Below are 18,165 nucleotides of genomic sequence, written 5' to 3' on the forward strand. Positions count from 1 at the left end.
AATCCCCCGAGGTGCTTAAGCATACAACTCTAGGGGATTTTCCAACTAACCAACCAAAAAATTAAATGTTGTTATATATTTTCTAGCTTCTACTTCTTGATGTACGAGATCTACTTGTACTTGAAGATCTTGCTGATCTATTTGAAGTATTACTTCTTTGTTTATTTGCATTTGATCTAGAAGAACTTGTTCCTCTACTTCTATATTGACTGTTATTAGAACGTTTTGTTACATTACCAGCGTAATTTCTATTTGAAGTTCTAGCTTTTTGTGTCTGACTTCTGCTTGGACTCTGTGACCTTCTAGCTGTTGTACTTCTTGTTCTAGTTGTATTTGGTTTATTATATCCAGAAGATGATGTACTTCTTGGCTTAGACTGTACTCTTGATCTTGCAGGAGAACTTGTTCTGGTTCTAGTATTATTAGAGGTTACAGAACGGGTTCTTGTATAATTTCTTGAGTTATCATTGTTAGCTCTACTTCTGGTAGTATTTCTCGTACCATAAGTACTATTATTACCTCTACTTCTTGTAGTGCTTCTTGATCCATAAGAATTTGATCTACTTGAGTTTCTTGTTCCATAAGCATTGTTTCCTCTACTTCTAGTCGCATTTCCTGATGCATAAGAATTTGATCTACTTCTATATGTCTTACTATAGTTACGATCATTTCTTTGATACATTGCCGCTCTATGATCTCTGTTTCTATAACTAAGATTTCTAGCAGAATTACCTCTGTACCCTCTATGGTAACTAGTTACTCTGTTGTACGGTCTGTAATAATCACGACTTCTGTACGGTCTGTTATAGTATCCATTATAATAATTAGATCTATACACACTATATGAACATCTGTAAGGAGAATAATATCTTCTGTATGGTCTATCATATACGATACATCTGCTAACTACAGGTACTGTAAAGTAAGCGTGGAAAGGTCTATAAACGTAATGCCTATTGTAACGATTAATAAACCCAGTACAGTTTAAAAAATTACCATAACGGTTGTAGTGAACATATAAACCTCCAACTCTAGAAATACGACCATAATTGTTATAGTTTATAAATACATCACCCGCCTGTATGATCCTTCCATAATGATCATAAAAAATAGGAGTTTCTTCAACTTGCACAACAGCTCCATAATCATCATATTGTACATAAGCATCATAGTCATAACCAGAATTAAAACTAATATTTACTCCAGGTGTATTTACGCCAACACTAATTCCTCCTCTTCGTCCATTAAGATAGAAATCAAATTGGCCATCTGCATAAATAGAGAAATCAACTCCCCCTTCAGAGAAAATAAATGATTTTCCGTAGTTATACCGAGTATAAGACTCGTTAGTTGTTGATGCATTAGCAGTAAACGTTGCTAATAATAAACCTGTAAAAAGTAAAACAAAATTTTTCATAATTCTTGATTTTAAGTGAGGATATCAATTTGTGATTTGATACTCACTTGTATAATATCAAGCAACGTGCCAAAATTGCTACGCATTAAAAAATAATACTTAAAAAGAGTTGTAGGGAATATTTAAATAGCTGTTAATTAGTTGTTTGTTGGTTTTTTTTAAAAATTTTAGAGTTTTTGCTCTTGACTAAATATGATCTTTAGGATTGAATTAATATCCTTATTTAAAAATATTTGAGCTTTTTTTAAAAATTTGGTAGGGTATTTATTCATTGGTTTGTTTTAGGGGTGTAAAGTTTATTGTGATATAATAAATAGGAGTGTATGAAAAAAATTACGCTAAGTATAATTACAATGTTAATGGTTTTATCGATCAAAGCACAAAATAGAGGTGTTGTAGAATTGGAAAACCATGAATTTATATCAAAAAATAACATTAAGTTTTCACCCATTAATGCATTGGTAGGCGAAATAAGTTTTAGTTATGAAAGAGTAATACATCCAAAAAGAACATTGAATTTTACCTTGTCACAAGCGTATACCAAATCTAATTTGGTAACTAATGAAAGAGGTTTTATGTCAGAATATAATGTATTGTTAGAATCTGAAATTAGATTTTACCTTTTAAAAGCGAAGAAAGCACCTCAAGGCTGGTTTGCAGGTGTAGGAGTTTTGAAATTTTATGATTACTTAAAATATAAAGATATCATATTGAAAATAGATAAAACTATTGAAGTTTTTGGAACAGGAGGGTTAGTTATGACTGGGTATCAATGGGTATTTATACAAAGCTTAAAAGGCTTTATTATAGAAGTAGCAGGAGGAATAGATAGTAGAATTTCTATTTCTAAAGTTAAATATAGAGATGAAATAGTTAACCCAAGATTAAAATTCTTAATAGGATATTCTTGGTAATAGTTGTAAATTAATCAAAAGAAATTAGATTTTTACGTAAATATGCACAACTTAAATATTTAAAATGCCAGAAAAAGAGATCAGCGTTTGTGAAGAAAAGGTATATGAACAATTATATAGAGAGCATGCAGAAAAAATATGCTATTACCTTTATTATAAATATGGTGATATGGAAAAAGCACAAGATATAGTTCAGGATAGTTTTGCTAAACTATGGGTGAATTGCTCAAATATTATATTTGGAGCGGCAAAAAGTTTCTTGTATAAAATAGCAAAAAATGCATCTATTAATGCTGTACTTCATCAAAAAACAGTTTTAAAGTATCAATCTATTGAGCAAAAAACATACACTAATGAATCTCCAGAATTTCAAATGGAAGAAAATGAGTTTATGGAGAAGTTAAACAATGCCATTAGTGAATTAAGAGAAGGACAGCGAGAAGTATTTCTTTTAAATCGTATAGAAAAGAAAACGTATAGAGAAATTGCTGAAATGCTAGATATATCAGTAAAAGCTGTAGAAAAAAGAATGCATTTAGCATTAGTGTCATTACGAACAAAATTAAAAACCTCTAACTTATAATTTTATGGTTTTATTAAAAATATACCCCCAAAATAAATCAGTAGACCAATTTTTAAAGAAAAGTTTATGAAAAAAGATATGAATGAAGATGATTTCTTAGGAAGATGGTTGGCAGATGATCTTTCTAGTGAAGAAAAAGATATGTTTGAAGATTCAGACGATTATCTTGCATATAAAGATATTGTAAAAGCTGTAGATCGTTTTGATCGACCCGTATTTGATATTGATAAAGGTTTAAAAAACCAAAAAGAGTTTAATAAGACCTATAAAGAGCCTAGTGCACCTAAAGTGATTAAACTAAGAACATGGTTGTATAGTGCTGCTGCTGTTGTGGTTGTTTTATTTGGTTTACGTGTCATGTTTTTTGATGCTTCAGAAATAAGTACTGATATGGCGCAAACAAGAATTATCAATTTGCCGGATAATTCTATAGTTACCTTAAATGCCGATTCTGCTATTACATATGATAAAGATACATTTGAAGAAGATAGAGTGCTTACACTAAAAGGAGAGGCATTTTTTGATGTAGCTAAAGGGTCAAAATTTACAGTACAAACTAAAAATGGGAATATAGCTGTTTTAGGTACAGAATTTGATGTCTATGCAAGAGATAAAAAGCTAGAGGTACATTGTTTCGAAGGAAAAGTTCAGGTAACAAAAGATAAAAGTGTAGTTGTGCTTACCGCAGGTAAAGGAACAAAATCTATTGGACAAGAATCGTTACTACTTTTTGATGTTACGAGATTGAAACCGGATTGGCTAAATGGAACAAGTAGTTTTGATCAAGTTCCTATATCCGAAGTCATACAAGAATTACAAAGACAGTATAATGTTAAAATAAATACTCAGGATATAGACTTAAATCGATTATTTACCGGATTCTTTGGTCATGACGATCTTAAGAAAGCTTTAAAAACTAGTTTTGAACCTATGAATATTCGTTATACCTTTAAAAATAAAAAGACTATAGAGTTACAAAATAAGTGATAGATTTTAAATTCATTTTTTTTTTAATAGTTTTTGGTAAATTTTCTTGTTATGCACAACAGGAGAACAGAAGTATCGATGTCAATAGTGAAGAGTCTATATCAAATCTATTTGAGGCATTTAAAAATCAATATGGATTTAGTTTTTCTTTTGATGTTGAGTTGATTAAAGAGATCAATGTTAAAACAGAAAGAAACAAAATTTCTATAGATCAACTAAAAACGATAATAAAAAAACAAACCAAATTTTTATTACAAGAAGTAGATACATCCAGTTATATCTTGGTTGAAAACCCAACTGTAATAGATGTTTGTGGGGTGGTTATCGATAACACTTCAACATTTGAACTTATACAGGCAGATATCATAAAGAGCAATAAAACAATAGATGTCACCAACGAAAAAGGGATTTTTAAACTACAATTAAAGCCTTGGGACTCTATTGCTATATCATATTTAGGGTATAAGACTAGAAAGATGAGTGTTTCTGATTTTAGATCTGGTGCATGTGATACGATTCGATTAATTCCAGAAATCCAGAGCTTAGACAAAGTAGTTATCCAAGAATATTTAACTACCGGGGTTCAAAAAAATGAAGATGCCTCTATAAATGTATCGACTAAGAAACTTCGTATTTTACCAGGATTAGTAGAACCTGATGTCTTACAGAGTTTACAACTCTTACCTGGTATCAGTAGTCCATCTGAAGATCCTGCAGGTTTACATATTAGAGGAGGTACACCAGACCAGAATTTAGTATTATGGGATGGTATAAAGATGTATCATAATGGCCACTTGTTTAATCAAATATCCACGTTTAACCCTTTCATTGTTAAAAACGTAACGGTCTATAGAGGAGGTACAAGTGCACGTTATGGAGATCGAATATCGGGTGCCGTAATAATAGAGTCTGATGATGATCTATTTGATCGAGTTAAAGTGGGTGGAGGAGCTAATTTCACTCATGGGGATCTTTTTGCTAAAGTGCCTATATCAGATAAAGTTGGTATCATGCTAGCAGGTCGAAGATCGACTACAGATATATATCAAAATATTACCTACAATAATTTAGTTAGAAAAGTATTTCAAAATACTCGTGGTGATATTCCAGATATTAATGAAGAAGTAATTGATGAAAATGAAACGAGAGAAGATAATTTTTCTTTTTCAGATACTAATTTTAAGTTGATATGGAAACCTGATGACAAGAACGAGGTTAAGTTTAGTACAATATTTGCAGAAAACAGATTAAACAATACGAGAAATACAACAGGGATTACAGCAATTTCAGGAGCAAATTTGGATGAAGTAAATGATATATTTAAGATACGTAATGCAGGTGCTAGTTTTAATTGGGTTAATAAATATTCCACAAATGTAATTCAAAAAGCTAATGTATATTTTTCTTCGTATGATACTAGATATGTGAATACAGCTAGTGGTGTGGATACAGCTAGTGGTGTGAATACTACTTTTGATTTTTCCGAAAATAACATTGTAAAAGATATAGGGGCAGAGTTTTCTCTTGATATACCTATAGCAAAAAAACATGCTATAGGAGTAGGATATCAATTTGTTTATAATGAAGCAAAGTATAAATTGAAGGAGTTTTTTCTTTCTGAAGATGGGGTTTCGGTAGATCTTGTCGAAAGTGAAAGCGATATTAATGGTAGTGGTAATAACCATACTTTTTATTCGGAGTATACCTATACATCTTCTAAATCATATATCAATCTTGGTATTAGGAATTCATATTTAAGTAATACAGATCAATTTTTTATTGAACCAAGAATTTTTGCTTCAAAAGAAGTTTTTAAAAATTTTAGACTTACGACTTCAGTCGAGTTAAAAAATCAACAACTTAACCGTTTTCAAACTTTTGGTACACTCTTAAACGAGGTGAGTAGTTTACCGGTAGCAGATAATGCATGGGTACTATCTGGCAAAATAGGAGATGATTTTGATTTTGAACTCCCTGTTATTAAAAGTAGGCAATTTACTATAGGTTCTTTATATACTTACAAAGGATGGAATTTTGATTTAGAAGCGTATTATAAAAAACTTGTTGATATTACATCAGTCAATAATTTTTTTTTAGGTCTAATAGACGATGACAATGAAGTTGATTTTCAAACGGGAAAAGAAGAACGAATAGGTTTTGATCTTTTGATAAAGAAAAGAATTAAAAATTATAGATTCTGGGTAGGCTATTCACTTAGCAAGACTTTAGTTACGTTTCCTGGTATACAAGAAACTTCTTTTCCAGGGAATTTTGATCAACGTCATGTATTTAATATTTCTCAAACTTTAAAATTAAATAAGCTGGAACTTGCTCTAGGGTGGAACTACGCCTCTGGAGTTCCTTTTACAGGACTTATTCGCACTATAGGTGAGGAAGATGGCGTTAGCATAGATTCAAAAGGAATTAATGCTAATAGGTTTAAAGATTATCATAGATTAGATGCATCTGCTTTATATCGTTTTAATTTAAATAAGAAAAAAGATTGGAAAGGTATGGTAGGCTTATCTTTTAGAAATATTTATAACAGAAAAAATATAATTTCCCAAGGATTATCAAGAGATCAAGATGTTGATGGAAACTTTGTGAGAACTTCTCAAAATAGGTCTTTAACATTTACTCCAGATGTTATCATGCGTTTTAATTTTTAAATTTTTTATGTCGTGTTGATTTTACTTCGGAAACAGACTTTTATCTATATTAGGAATTAGTTTTAAAGCATTTTGATAGTATAATTTTTTTAAAACCTGATCGTCAAGATCAAGTCCATACATTTTCCAGAAAGCATGGTACCTTTTATAATAAGGGAAATATTCATCACTAGATTCTAATACTCTAAAATAAGTGTAGTATTCTTTGGGTTTCCATGAATCTTTCCCAAACATTACTCGATCCTGATATTTGGTAAGAAAAGCTTTTGCATTTCTTGGTTGGCGGCCTAATTCGGCTATAACAGCTCCTATTTCGGTATACATATTTGGTATTTCATCCATCAGTTTAGCTAATTTGGCTAGATCATTTCCATACCACCCTAAATGTGCATTAATAAACTTAGTGTTTTTATGTCTTTTAAAAATGTTATGTTGTTCACTAATAATTGTTTCCCAAGATCCCGTAACATTGGCATCTCTTTTTCGCCTTGAGCGTAATTTAAGTTCTAACCAACGTTCATTTTGATTGTCATGGGCATCCCAAAATGGCTTAGGGTCTGCTGCATGAATAAGTACCGGTATACCTAACTCACCACATTTTTCCCAGACGGGACCAATTCTAGGATCATCAATTTTAATACGGTTTCCTTTACTGTCTTTATTATCCATACCTTGACTTTTGTAGATCTTAAGTCCATTGGCACCCATGGCGACATCTTTTTCGATTTGAGCCACTGTTTTTGATGTCCAATCAGGTTCGTCTATACCATTAAGGTTGATGTTTGTGAAAACAATAAAACGATTAGGATGATTGGTTTTTACATTTTCTAAGGATTTTATAAGATGTTCATCAGATCCACGTCCTCTTCCTGAAAGATTCACCATCACTGCCATATTCAATTTATCCATCTCGGATACTACTTCTTGAAGATTCTGAGTAGGCATACTAAATTGATGATTGTGAACATCAATGAAAGGAAATTTTGCTTTTTTAATTTCGGTACCAGGTACAACTAGGGTAGAAGGTGGGTCATAATCTTCAAACTCCATTTTTTGTGCAGTTGCTTGTAAAGAAAAAAGGATAAGAAGAAGTAAAATTATCTTATAGGACTTCATGTCTTTTAGAATTAACCATTATTTTATAAATATATAATAATGGTTAATTCAAATAGAATCGTTAACAACAATTTATAATGAATTGTATAGAGGCAGTGTATTACCGAGCCACAAAAAGCGATTGAGTCGTAAATATGGTTGAAAAGAGAATATTATAATATTGCAAAATAAAATCCCGTTACCAGGGGATTAGGTAACGGGATTTAAACAACTAACCAACAACTAATTTATGTCTTAATCATTATCATCGTCATCATCATAATCGTCATCATCATAATCGTCGTCATCATCATCGTCATTATGGTGATATCTCTTTTTTCTTTTTCTATTCTTGTAATAATGATCTCTATAAGGTTTTTCAAAACTTCTTGGTTTCCAGTTTTGGTTGTAATACGGGGCATGAGTAATTGTACAACCATTAATTCCACAATATCCACATCCATCATAGTGAACATTACCTTCAACGTGCTTTATAGTGTTGTATCTATTGTAATAGATATGTAATCCTCCAACCTGATACAACAAACCTCTTCGGTTATATCTTATATTAACACTTCCAATTCTTCGTACTCTATCATATCGGTCATAAGAAATGTAGTTTGACCCTACTTTCTTTAACCTACCATAATAATCATACTGTACAAATCGGTTGTTTGATCTGGAATATCCATAGTAGCCTCCTGGCGTATTAATTGCGCCATGACTACTCCAATTTCTGTAGGGACTGGTTCTTGATCTAAGAATTTTGTAATCAATACCACCTTCTGGATATACAAAGAATTTAATACCACCTTGTATAAAGATGATCGGCTGTCCGTGTTGATAGCGTTTTGTAACCCTATCATGGTGATCTGAATGCTTATGATCGGTTGCTTGTGCAGCTATTCCTGTAAGGAATATCACTGCGAAAAAAAGTACCATTTTTTTCATAACTCAATAATTTATGGGTTAAAAGAAGTTTAAAACTTCTATACCTACTCATTAGCTTTTCGGCTTCCGCTATTGGTGTAGTAGTAACCAAATGGTGTGCCAAAAATTATTGAGTTATGAAATATATTATGTAACTATTTGTTTTTTAAAAACTTAAGTATTCCTTCTGGATCTGCTCTTTCTTTGTAATCTTCTTTAATAAAATCATAAAGTATAGTTCCGTCTTTGTCAATAATGTATGTTGCAGATAGTGGTAGTTCTTGATTTGTGTTTCCATTACTCGAATTTAAATCAATACCAAAACCATTATATACTTCGATTAAGTCTTTAGGTAAGGTGAAAACCAAGTTAAATTTTTTCGCAATTGCATTATTGGTATCAGAAAGAACTTCAAAACTAAGATTATTCTTTTCTGATGTACTTAGAGAGTTATCTGGAGTTTCTGGGCTAATAGCAACTAATGTTGCTCCATTCTTTTCAAATTCTGGTAGTGCTTGTTGTAGGGCTTTTAATTCTAAATTACAATACGGGCACCATCCTCCTCTATAAAAAGACAATACCACTTTATTTTCTAATAGTAATTCTTGTAATGAAATAGTTTTATTAGCTGCATTTGGCAAAGTAACTTCGGGTATTTTATCTCCAGTCTTTAAAGCCTTTTTTACGAGCCCTTCTTCTCTTAAAATAGTTATACCATTATTCATTATGGCATGCGTAGTTTCAGGGTACTTAGTTGCTGATTGTTCTGCTCTAGCTTTTAATTCTTGAGTAAGTGACATTTTTTTGATTTTAAGTTTATTGCCCCTTAGCCGAAAACATGACTTATACATTACATAATAAATGCTATAAAACTGTTAAGTTTTTATAGCTTATCTTTTAAATATTTACCAGTATATGAATCTTTAATTTTAATAAGTTCTTCTGGAGTGCCTTGTGCTAAAATTTTTCCTCCATTTTTTCCTCCTTCTGGCCCTAGATCAATAATGTAATCAGCACATTTAACAAGATCTAGATTATGTTCGATAACTAATATAGAGTGTCCTTTACCTATTAATTCATTAAATGATTTTAAAAGTTTTTTAATATCATGAAAATGCAGTCCAGTTGTAGGTTCATCAAAAATAAAGAGTGCTTTGTCTTTTGTGTTTCCTTTTACTAAAAACGAAGCTAATTTTATACGTTGTGCTTCTCCACCAGATAGGGTAGAAGAGCTCTGTCCTAATTGCACATAACCTAAACCAACATCTTGTAAAGGTTGAAGTTTTCTTTGTATTTTGGTTTGATTATGGTCTTTAAAAAAGTCTATAGCATTGTCTATAGTCATTGTAAGAATATCATGAATATTTTTATCATGAAAAGTAACTTCTAAAACATCTTTTTTAAAACGTTTACCTCCACAGGTTTCACATTCTAAATGTACATCTGCCATAAACTGCATTTCAATAGTTACTTCACCTTCGCCTTTACATGTTTCACATCTTCCTCCGTCTACATTAAATGAAAAATGTTTTGATTTATAATTACGAATACTTGATAATTTTTGATTTGCAAAAAGAGCACGAATATCATCATACGCCTTTATATACGTAACCGGGTTGGAACGTGATGATCTACCTATAGGATTTTGATCTATAAATTCCACATGTTTGATATTGCTGAAATTACCTTTTAGTTCTGTAAACTGTCCAGCTTTTTCTCCATATCCGCCTAGTTCTTTTAAAACAGAGGGATATACAATTTTCTTTACCAAGGTACTTTTACCACTTCCTGATACTCCTGTAATAGCAGTAAACATACCTAACGGAATTTTAACATCTATATTTTTAAGGTTATTCTCTCTTGCTCCTATGATTTCCAAATAATACTTAGACGTTCTACGTGTTTTAGGAATTTCGATTTCTAATTGTCCGTTAAGGTATTTTGCAGTTAACGAATCAGCTTTTAAAATGCTTTCAAAAGTTCCTGTAGCAACAACATGACCACCATAGGTTCCTGCTTCTGGACCAATATCAATAATTTCATCGGCTTCTTTCATAATATCCTCATCATGTTCGACTACAATAACTGTATTACCCAGGTCCCTCAAGGATTGTAGAACTTTGATAAGTTTTTCGGTATCTTTTGGATGCAATCCTATACTTGGTTCATCAAGAATATACATAGATCCAACTAAGCTACTACCCAATGAAGTGGCCAAGTTAATACGTTGAGATTCTCCTCCTGATAATGAATTAGATTTTCTATTAAGCGTTAGATAGTCCAGTCCTACATTTTGTAAAAAAGTTAATCTACTATTTATTTCTTTTAATAAACGTTTAGCAATTTGAGCATCATATTCGTTAAGCGTAATGTTTTTGAAGAAATCTGCTAATTCATTAAGTGGTTTTTCTACTAATTCTGTGAGAGTAGCACCAGAAATTTTTACATTATTGGCTTCTGGTCTCAGTCTTTTCCCTTTACATGTTGCACATCTTGTTTTTCCTCGATAACGAGATAACATGACTCTGTTTTGTATTTTGTATGCTTTAGCTTCTAACTCTGCAAAAAAATCATTAATTCCTTGAAAGTATTCATTTCCGTTCCAGAGTAATTCTTTATCACTTTCAGATAGTTCGAAATAGGGTTTATGGATAGGAAAGTCGAATTTATAAGCGCTGTTAACTAGTTGATCTTTATACCACCCCATACTATCTCCACGCCAAGGAAAAACTGCACTCTCATAGATGCTTAATGCTGTGTTCGGAACAACTAAATCTTCGTCAATCCCAATCACATCACCATACCCTTCACATTCAGGACAAGCCCCATAAGGGTTGTTAAAACTAAATAAGTGTATATTAGGTTCAAGAAAAGAAATCCCATCTAACTCAAACTTATTGCTGAACTGCCTTTTTTCTTGATCAGAAAGACGTTCTATATAACAAGTACCCTTACCTTCAAAAAAAGCAGAATCTACTGCATCAGCGAGACGATTATAAAAATCTTCATCATCTTTTTTTACAATTCGATCTACAACAAGAGCGACATTATCTTTTTCATTGATGTCGGCTTCTTCAATTCTAGATATTACATCATTTATTTTAATACGTGCAAAACCTTGTTGCTGTAAAACTTTCAGCTTTCCCTCTAAAGTTCTACCACTTTCTATAATAATAGGAGCTAGGAGGAGTAACTTTTCGCCTTCTTCAAAGGATTTTACATATTCAATAACATCGGTTACCCTATCTTTTTTAACCTGGTTGCCAGAAATTGGAGAATATGTTCTTCCGATTCGGGCAAAAAGTAACTTTAGATAATCATAAATTTCTGTTGTCGTACCTACGGTTGATCTTGGGTTGGTAGAGTTTACTTTTTGCTCAATAGCAATTGCAGGAGCGATACCTTTTATAAAATCTACTTTCGGCTTATTAAGACGTCCTAAAAACTGCCTTGCATATGATGATAAACTTTCTACATATCTACGTTGTCCCTCTGCATATAAAGTGTCGAATGCTAAGCTTGATTTACCAGAACCTGAAAGTCCTGTAATTACAACTAACTTGTTTCTAGGGATTACAGCGTCCATATCTTTTAGATTATGAAGCTTGGCACCTTTAATAATAATATTGTCTTTAGGATCTAGGGTTGTAATATCTTGAATCATAGTAAAAATGCGGTATGAGCGCAAAGATAATGATTACTAAATAAGTAATGTAACCTATTGATAATGAAAGTTAAGTTAAAAAAATTAACAGAAAATTGTTTGTTTTTCAAGGATAGTTACTATATTAGCCCCTCGTAAGAACCAATTTTAAAAAACCAAACTGCCTATAGCATACTTTTACTTTTTAAGTTTAACATAGCACGAGCCCCAAGCTTGTTTGTACTAAAATTAAGTCGAAGTATGAAAAATTACACACTCACAGACGCAGTTCTGGTGAACAACTACATTAAAGGAGAAGAAAGCGCCCTATCTGTTCTAATCGAACGACATAAGCAACGTATTTACAGTTTTATTTATTCTAAGGTTTTTGATAGAGATGTATCAGAGGATATTTTTCAGGATACTTTTATTAAAGTTATTCGTACTCTAAAAAACGGGAAGTATAATGAAGAAGGTAAATTTTTACCATGGGTAATGCGTATTGCTCACAATTTGGTAATCGATCACTTTAGAAAAGGAAATCGTATGCCTAAGTTTGAAGATAATGGTGAATTCAGTATTTTTTCTGTTATTAGTGATGGAAATTTAAATGCAGAAAGAAGAATCATTAAGGATCAGGTAGAAGAGGATTTACGTAATCTAATACAAGAGTTACCAGAAGATCAAAAAGAGGTTTTGGTAATGCGTATGTACAAAGACATGAGTTTTAAAGAAATTTCTGATAAAACAGGTGTTAGTATTAATACAGCACTAGGAAGAATGAGATATGCTTTAATCAATCTGAGAAAGGTTATAGAAAAAAATAATATAGTTTTAACAAACTAATAACATTTTAATACAATAAAGTATATTAAGCCCCGTTATACTCTTAAATAACACATAAATTTAAGATTCCTAATATGGCAAAATTTTACTTTAAGTCTTCAAAGAAAGAAGAAAATCATTTAGTACCAAATAGAAGAACAATAGACTTTCTTCTAAGCTATTCAAAATCGTTAAAAGTTGTAGAATACAACAACTTGAAATTTGAAACGATTTTAAACTAAACTTATTAAGGCCTATTTTTTAATAGGCCTTTTATTTTTTTTATACTCTTCTAGCACTGTCTTTCTACCTATTGTTTTGGTAATAATATCTTTTTCTAAATCCCATCCTCTTGCAGGAGAATATTCACGACCATACCATATAATCTGAAGATGCAAATCATTCCAAAGTTCTCTTGGAAAAAGCCTTTTAGCATCTTTTTCTGTTTGTGTAACGTTTTTTCCATTTGTAAAACCCCAACGGTACATTAATCTATGAATATGAGTATCAACAGGAAAAGCAGGAACACCAAAAGCTTGAGACATAACTACACTTGCGGTTTTATGTCCAACTGCTGGCAACTCTTCTAAAGCTTCGAAACTTTGTGGTACTTCGCCATTATATTTATCTATTAAAATTTGTGATAAACCATGAATACCTTTTGATTTCATAGGACTTAGCCCAACAGGACGAATAATGTCTCGAATTTCTTCAACGGTTAATCTAACCATCGCAAATGGATTGTCTGCTCTGTCAAATAATAAAGGAGTAATTTTATTTACGCGTACATCGGTACTTTGTGCACTCATTAATACGGCTATAAGCAAGGTGTATGGATCTTTATGGTCTAGCGGAATTGGTATTCGGGGATATAGCTCTTGTAATGTTTTGATAGTAAAGTCTATCTTTTCCTGTTTGGTCATATTATGAGAAATAATTTATGCTAAAATATTAAATTATTAAAGGAGTCTAATACGAGATAATCATTAAATTTTTGATAAAACTAAAATCAAATTCCAATTTTTGTTTTATTTTTATCTTCAAATGTTAAACAAAACTTTTTAAATACATTAATATAATGACAACATTAAAAACAGGGGATAAGGCTCCAGAATTTTCTGCAGTAGATCAGGATGGCAATACAATAACGCTTAATGATTATAAAGGAAAGAAATTAGTAGTGTTCTTTTATCCTAAAGCAAGTACCCCTGGGTGTACAGCAGAAGCTTGTAATTTAAGGGATCATTATCAGACTTTTCAAAATCAAGGGTATGAAATTCTTGGAGTAAGTGCTGATAGTGAAAAACGTCAGCAGAATTTTAAAAATAAATATGAATTACCTTATCCATTATTAGCAGATGAGGATAAATCGGTTATTGAAGCTTTTGGTGTATGGGGCCCTAAAAGATTTATGGGGAAAGAGTATGATGGTATTCACCGAACAACATTTGTTATAGATGAAAACGGAATTATTTCAGAAGTAATCTTAAAGGTGAAGACCAAAGAGCACGCTGCTCAAATACTTTAGGTAGTTTGAAAATATATCTAATCAGATATTAACGAAATTTAAAATTTATATTCATTGCTTAAAAATTAATATCATTATTATTTCATGATAACATTATTTTAACATTATTTATAGTAACATAATAATGTATTAAGGACATTAATTTATGACATATAGACCGAATGTCTGTAAATGATCGGTTAAATTAAATTTTTTAAATCAATGATTATGTTACGAAACCTTTTAGAATTAAATGGTGTTAAAAAATTAAGCAAAACAATTCAATCTAAAGTTTCTGGTGGATCTGTAGGTCCTTATGAAGATTGTGAGAATGATAATTTCTGTGATTGTGGGTATGATCCAAATGATCCAACAGTACATATTCTACAGGATTGTTAATAATTTTAAGTATCCAATATTATAAGAAAAGCTGTATTTTTATACAGCTTTTTAATTTATATTTATGTAATACATGAGAATGGTAATAGCCCGCTTAAGGTTTTTATTTCAATACCTCTTTCTTGTGTTTTATGTTCTAAAAGAATTAGTATTGAAGAATACAAAGGTATTCACCGAACAACATTTGTTATAGACGAAAACGGAATTATTTCAAAAGTAATCTTAAAGGTGAAGACCAAAGAGCACGCTGCTCAGATATTATAAATTTTAAAAACGCCTACAAATACTATTTGTAGACGTTTTTTTTGTTATTCAGCAATCTCTTGGGTTTTATATCCGAAAAAATTATTCGCTTTAATCATTTCGGGAATAAGATCTGGTAATTGCTCTTCCCATCCTGGTTCCATATCTTGAATTTTCTGTAATACCTCTCTAGAAAAGATATCCATAATCGTGGGATCGTAATCTGTAATGTCTTGTAGTTTCCCATTGTATTTAAAGAACTTGTATAATTCTTTCATACGTGGGTGTACTTTTAGATTGTCACTATCAGTAAGACTGCCTGTTTTATGATTTTTAAGAGGATATAGATATACTTTTAAATCTTTAAAGAATAACTTGCCAAATGCTTCTAGTATACCACCGCTAAGGTGTCTGTAATACTTTTCATCAAATATATCAACCAAGTTATTTATCCCCATTGCTAAGGCCATTCGTTCTTTGGTATAATTTGAGAAATACTCTACTACTTTGTAATATTCTCTAAAGTTTGAAATCATAACTGTTTGTCCCAAAGAGCACAATAGTCTTGCTCGCGCCATGAAATCTTCTTCATCAATTTCGCCTTCTGCTCTAAGATTAGATAAAGTGATTTCAAAAATCACAACAGTCTTATCCTTTTTTACCTTATTCTCGTTCAAAAACATGTTGAGCGATTTCTTGTAAATATCCATATTAACCTTTGTAACAGGCCTAAAACTTCCTCTTAAGGCTAGAATATTTTTTTTGTATAGTATAGCAGCAGGTAAGATGTTGTTACCATCAGGACCAAACATAACCGCTTCAGTCATACCGTTTTTGACTAATTGTAAGCTCATTAGTCGATTATCTACCTTGGTAAATCGAGGTCCAGAAAAATTGATAGTATCAATTTCTATTTGATCTTTATCTAAATGATCATAAAGATATCGTAATAACTTTTTAGGATTATCATATTTGTAATATGCTCCATAAATCAAGTTAACCCCTAAGATACCCAAAGTCATTTGTTGTAATTTGGCATCATTTTCATGGAAACGAATATGGAGTGTGATTTCATTGTACCCCTCATTAGGCATTGTTTGGTAGCGAATTCCTACCCAGCCATGGCCTTTATACTTTTTTGCAAAATCAATAGTGGCTACTGTGTTTGCATAACTAAAGAAAAGTTTATTAGGATGTTTTTCACGAGTAATTCTTTGTTCAACAAGGCCTACTTCATGTTTTAGCATTTTTTTTAATCTAGCCTCGGTAACATATCGTTTATCATTTTCGATACCATAAATGGCATCACTAAAATCTTTGTCATAGGCACTCATTGCTTTTGCAATTGTACCTGATGCACCACCGGCTCTAAAAAAGTTTCTAACAGTTTCTTGGCCGGCGCCAATTTCGGCAAAAGTACCGTAGATGTTTTGGTTAAGGTTTATACGTAAAGCTTTACTCTTTATTGAAGGGACAGATTCAAATTCTTTATCTCCCATTATCGTAATAGGCATAGTAAAAAGGGCTTTTTTTGTTTAACGTAAAGGTAGTAATACCGTAATAATTAAAAAAACTTGGGCGTAATTTTCTATAGTTTATATTATGAATAAATAATAATTAGGAGATTCACATAATTATTGCCAAAAAAATATAATTACATTTGCCATAATCTTAGTCTTATGGATATAACATTTCTTGGTACAGGAACATCACAAGGTATTCCAATAATAGGAAGTACGCACCCTGTTTGTTTAAGTAATGACCCTAGGGATAAACGCCTTCGTGTTTCTGTTTTAATATCCTGGGAGGATTACAATTATGTTATTGATTGTGGTCCAGATTTTAGACAGCAAATGCTCTCTAATAATGTATCGAAAATCGATGGTATTATTTTTACTCATGAGCATGCAGATCATATTATGGGATTAGATGACATACGCCCCTTTTTTTTTAGACAAGGTGATATTCCTGTATTTGCTCATAAAAGAGTGCTTGATTCTCTTAGAATAAAATTTGATTATATTTTTGCATCAGAAAATAAATATCCGGGAGCGCCCAGCGTTGTGGAGCACCAACTAAATAACCAATCCTTTTCGCTGGGCAATCTTGATGTAATGCCAATTAATACAATGCATAATCGTTTGCAAGTATTTGGATTTAGATTTAAAGATTTTGCTTATTTAACAGATGTAAAAACAGTAGAAGATGAGGAAAGAGAAAAACTAAAAAATTTAAAAGTACTAGTGGTCAATGCTTTAAGAATAGAGCCTCATCATTCGCATTTTAATTTAGAAGAAGCATTAGAATTTATAAAAGAAATTAATCCAGAAAAAGCTTATCTCACTCATATAAGTCATATGTTGGGATTTCATGCTGAAGTTGAAAAATTATTGCCAAAAAACGTATTTTTGGCCTATGACAATTTAAAAATTACTATATAAAATATGAAAAGTAAAATTTTTCTATATCTATTTATTTTTACTGCATTATTCGTACTTTTTCAATTCATGAATGCTAAAAAGGCTAAAGAATCTTATGACGCAAAAATTGAAAATTTACAAGCTAAAATCACGACCAAAGAAACAGTTATTGATTCTTTGGTAGAAGTTACTTTGGATCAGACTTATTTTTCTTTAGAAAGTAATGAAGATGCCGCAGCCTATTTTGAAGAATTAGGGTATGAGCCTGGTAAATTGGCATTAACTATAAGTGATCAGATTATTGGTCAAAACAAGCCTGGTAAGGATAATCCTATTGTACCTTTTGCGGGTATGGAAGGAAGTATGGCTATTAATAAGGTACGTTTACTAAACCATAGGTGGATAATTGCCGATTTTACAGATGGTGTGTATTGGGGTGAACTTTTTATTTCTTATGAAGTTAGAAAAGATGGAGTTGTTGATTTTGAGGTAGAAAAGTCATTTTTATATCCCAAAGATTAAATTACAATATA

At 31.4% G+C, this 18,165-nt stretch carries 16 protein-coding genes and 1 pseudogene; 10 read left to right on the forward strand and 7 right to left on the reverse strand.

Annotated elements, in window-relative coordinates:
• Positions 1 to 82 precede the first annotated feature (82 nt).
• Positions 83 to 1,417: a hypothetical protein gene (locus D1816_RS03050; RefSeq protein ID WP_118501140.1), complete on the reverse strand. Its 1,335-nt coding sequence runs from the start codon at positions 1,415 to 1,417 to the stop codon at positions 83 to 85.
• A 323-nt stretch (positions 1,418 to 1,740) separates the two neighbouring features.
• Here D1816_RS03050 and D1816_RS03055 point away from each other — a divergent pair, with 323 nt between their 5' ends.
• The 4 genes from D1816_RS03055 to D1816_RS03070 all read left to right on the forward strand — a co-directional run bounded on the left by D1816_RS03055 (position 1,741) and on the right by D1816_RS03070 (position 6,570).
• Positions 1,741 to 2,331, forward strand: a complete 591-nt coding sequence (locus D1816_RS03055) for a hypothetical protein (RefSeq protein ID WP_118501141.1) — start codon at positions 1,741 to 1,743, stop codon at positions 2,329 to 2,331.
• A gap of 64 nt (positions 2,332 to 2,395) precedes the next feature.
• A complete protein-coding gene (locus D1816_RS03060; protein ID WP_066310718.1) occupies positions 2,396 to 2,914 on the forward strand; it encodes an RNA polymerase sigma factor in 519 nt (172 codons plus the stop codon).
• Positions 2,915 to 2,980: 66 nt separating this feature from the next.
• Positions 2,981 to 3,901, forward strand: coding sequence for a FecR family protein (locus tag D1816_RS03065; RefSeq protein WP_118501142.1), 921 nt, complete (start codon positions 2,981 to 2,983; stop codon positions 3,899 to 3,901).
• The gene (locus D1816_RS03070) at positions 3,898 to 6,570 is read left to right on the forward strand and encodes a TonB-dependent receptor plug domain-containing protein (protein WP_118501143.1); all 2,673 of its coding nucleotides are present in this window, start codon (positions 3,898 to 3,900) and stop codon (positions 6,568 to 6,570) included. Before D1816_RS03065 ends, D1816_RS03070 begins: the two co-directional genes overlap by 4 nt.
• A gap of 21 nt (positions 6,571 to 6,591) precedes the next feature.
• Here the strand turns inward: D1816_RS03070 and D1816_RS03075 are convergent, their stop codons facing one another.
• The 4 genes from D1816_RS03075 to uvrA form a co-directional block, all read right to left on the reverse strand.
• Positions 6,592 to 7,686 (reverse strand): amidohydrolase family protein, encoded by a 1,095-nt coding sequence (locus D1816_RS03075; protein WP_118501144.1) that lies wholly within the window; start codon positions 7,684 to 7,686, stop codon positions 6,592 to 6,594.
• Between the two features lie 234 nt (positions 7,687 to 7,920).
• Positions 7,921 to 8,616, reverse strand: a complete 696-nt coding sequence (locus D1816_RS03080; protein WP_118501145.1) for a hypothetical protein — start codon at positions 8,614 to 8,616, stop codon at positions 7,921 to 7,923.
• 134 nt (positions 8,617 to 8,750) lie between these two features.
• On the reverse strand, positions 8,751 to 9,395 hold the full coding sequence (locus D1816_RS03085; RefSeq protein WP_118501146.1) for a peroxiredoxin-like family protein: 645 nt from the start codon (positions 9,393 to 9,395) through the stop codon (positions 8,751 to 8,753).
• An 83-nt stretch (positions 9,396 to 9,478) separates the two neighbouring features.
• Positions 9,479 to 12,259 carry an excinuclease ABC subunit UvrA gene (gene uvrA, locus D1816_RS03090; RefSeq protein ID WP_118501147.1) on the reverse strand — a complete coding sequence of 927 codons (2,781 nt, stop codon included), beginning with the start codon at positions 12,257 to 12,259 and terminating at the stop codon, positions 9,479 to 9,481.
• Between the two features lie 240 nt (positions 12,260 to 12,499).
• Here uvrA and D1816_RS03095 point away from each other — a divergent pair, with 240 nt between their 5' ends.
• Positions 12,500 to 13,084, forward strand: coding sequence for an RNA polymerase sigma factor (locus tag D1816_RS03095; RefSeq protein ID WP_066310704.1), 585 nt, complete (start codon positions 12,500 to 12,502; stop codon positions 13,082 to 13,084).
• A 233-nt stretch (positions 13,085 to 13,317) separates the two neighbouring features.
• Here the strand turns inward: D1816_RS03095 and nth are convergent, their stop codons facing one another.
• A complete protein-coding gene (gene nth, locus D1816_RS03100) occupies positions 13,318 to 13,986 on the reverse strand; it encodes an endonuclease III (protein WP_066310700.1) in 669 nt (222 codons plus the stop codon).
• Positions 13,987 to 14,141: 155 nt separating this feature from the next.
• Between nth and bcp the strand changes: the two genes are divergently transcribed.
• From bcp to D1816_RS26010, 3 genes and pseudogenes are all read left to right on the forward strand, one after another.
• Positions 14,142 to 14,591 (forward strand): thioredoxin-dependent thiol peroxidase, encoded by a 450-nt coding sequence (bcp, locus tag D1816_RS03105; RefSeq protein WP_118501148.1) that lies wholly within the window; start codon positions 14,142 to 14,144, stop codon positions 14,589 to 14,591.
• 207 nt (positions 14,592 to 14,798) lie between these two features.
• Positions 14,799 to 14,969: a hypothetical protein gene (locus tag D1816_RS25555; protein ID WP_158597778.1), complete on the forward strand. Its 171-nt coding sequence runs from the start codon at positions 14,799 to 14,801 to the stop codon at positions 14,967 to 14,969.
• A 156-nt stretch (positions 14,970 to 15,125) separates the two neighbouring features.
• Positions 15,126 to 15,233 (forward strand): annotated as a pseudogene (locus D1816_RS26010) (peroxiredoxin); the annotation flags it as partial.
• Between the two features lie 44 nt (positions 15,234 to 15,277).
• Here D1816_RS26010 and D1816_RS03115 read toward each other — a convergent pair.
• Positions 15,278 to 16,726: a nicotinate-nucleotide adenylyltransferase gene (locus D1816_RS03115; RefSeq protein ID WP_066310688.1), complete on the reverse strand. Its 1,449-nt coding sequence runs from the start codon at positions 16,724 to 16,726 to the stop codon at positions 15,278 to 15,280.
• A gap of 165 nt (positions 16,727 to 16,891) precedes the next feature.
• On the opposite strand from D1816_RS03115, the gene D1816_RS03120 reads away from it, so the two are divergent.
• Together D1816_RS03120 and D1816_RS03125 are read left to right on the forward strand one after the other, a co-directional pair.
• Positions 16,892 to 17,653, forward strand: a complete 762-nt coding sequence (locus D1816_RS03120) for an MBL fold metallo-hydrolase (protein ID WP_066310686.1) — start codon at positions 16,892 to 16,894, stop codon at positions 17,651 to 17,653.
• A gap of 3 nt (positions 17,654 to 17,656) precedes the next feature.
• Positions 17,657 to 18,154: a hypothetical protein gene (locus D1816_RS03125; protein WP_066310685.1), complete on the forward strand. Its 498-nt coding sequence runs from the start codon at positions 17,657 to 17,659 to the stop codon at positions 18,152 to 18,154.
• Positions 18,155 to 18,165 lie beyond the last annotated feature (11 nt).

The sequence above is a fragment of the Aquimarina sp. AD10 genome, from assembly GCF_003443715.1.
Lineage (GTDB): Bacteria > Bacteroidota > Bacteroidia > Flavobacteriales > Flavobacteriaceae > Aquimarina > Aquimarina aggregata.

Excerpts from the sequence above, each read along its gene's own strand:
- D1816_RS03055 (WP_118501141.1), top strand. The coding sequence starts at position 1,741 with ATGAAAAAAATTACGCTAAGTATAATTACAATGTTAATGGTTTTATCG.
- D1816_RS03065 (WP_118501142.1), top strand. The coding sequence starts at position 2,981 with ATGAAAAAAGATATGAATGAAGATGATTTCTTAGGAAGATGGTTGGCA.
- D1816_RS25555 (WP_158597778.1), top strand. The coding sequence starts at position 14,799 with ATGTTACGAAACCTTTTAGAATTAAATGGTGTTAAAAAATTAAGCAAA.
- D1816_RS03080 (WP_118501145.1), bottom strand. The coding sequence starts at position 8,616 with ATGAAAAAAATGGTACTTTTTTTCGCAGTGATATTCCTTACAGGAATA.
- D1816_RS03120 (WP_066310686.1), top strand. The coding sequence starts at position 16,892 with ATGGATATAACATTTCTTGGTACAGGAACATCACAAGGTATTCCAATA.
- D1816_RS03075 (WP_118501144.1), bottom strand. The coding sequence starts at position 7,686 with ATGAAGTCCTATAAGATAATTTTACTTCTTCTTATCCTTTTTTCTTTA.
- D1816_RS03125 (WP_066310685.1), top strand. The coding sequence starts at position 17,657 with ATGAAAAGTAAAATTTTTCTATATCTATTTATTTTTACTGCATTATTC.
- nth (WP_066310700.1), bottom strand. The coding sequence starts at position 13,986 with ATGACCAAACAGGAAAAGATAGACTTTACTATCAAAACATTACAAGAG.
- D1816_RS03050 (WP_118501140.1), bottom strand. The coding sequence starts at position 1,417 with ATGAAAAATTTTGTTTTACTTTTTACAGGTTTATTATTAGCAACGTTT.
- D1816_RS03060 (WP_066310718.1), top strand. The coding sequence starts at position 2,396 with ATGCCAGAAAAAGAGATCAGCGTTTGTGAAGAAAAGGTATATGAACAA.
- D1816_RS03095 (WP_066310704.1), top strand. The coding sequence starts at position 12,500 with ATGAAAAATTACACACTCACAGACGCAGTTCTGGTGAACAACTACATT.
- D1816_RS03085 (WP_118501146.1), bottom strand. The coding sequence starts at position 9,395 with ATGTCACTTACTCAAGAATTAAAAGCTAGAGCAGAACAATCAGCAACT.
- uvrA (WP_118501147.1), bottom strand. The coding sequence starts at position 12,259 with ATGATTCAAGATATTACAACCCTAGATCCTAAAGACAATATTATTATT.
- D1816_RS03115 (WP_066310688.1), bottom strand. The coding sequence starts at position 16,726 with ATGCCTATTACGATAATGGGAGATAAAGAATTTGAATCTGTCCCTTCA.
- bcp (WP_118501148.1), top strand. The coding sequence starts at position 14,142 with ATGACAACATTAAAAACAGGGGATAAGGCTCCAGAATTTTCTGCAGTA.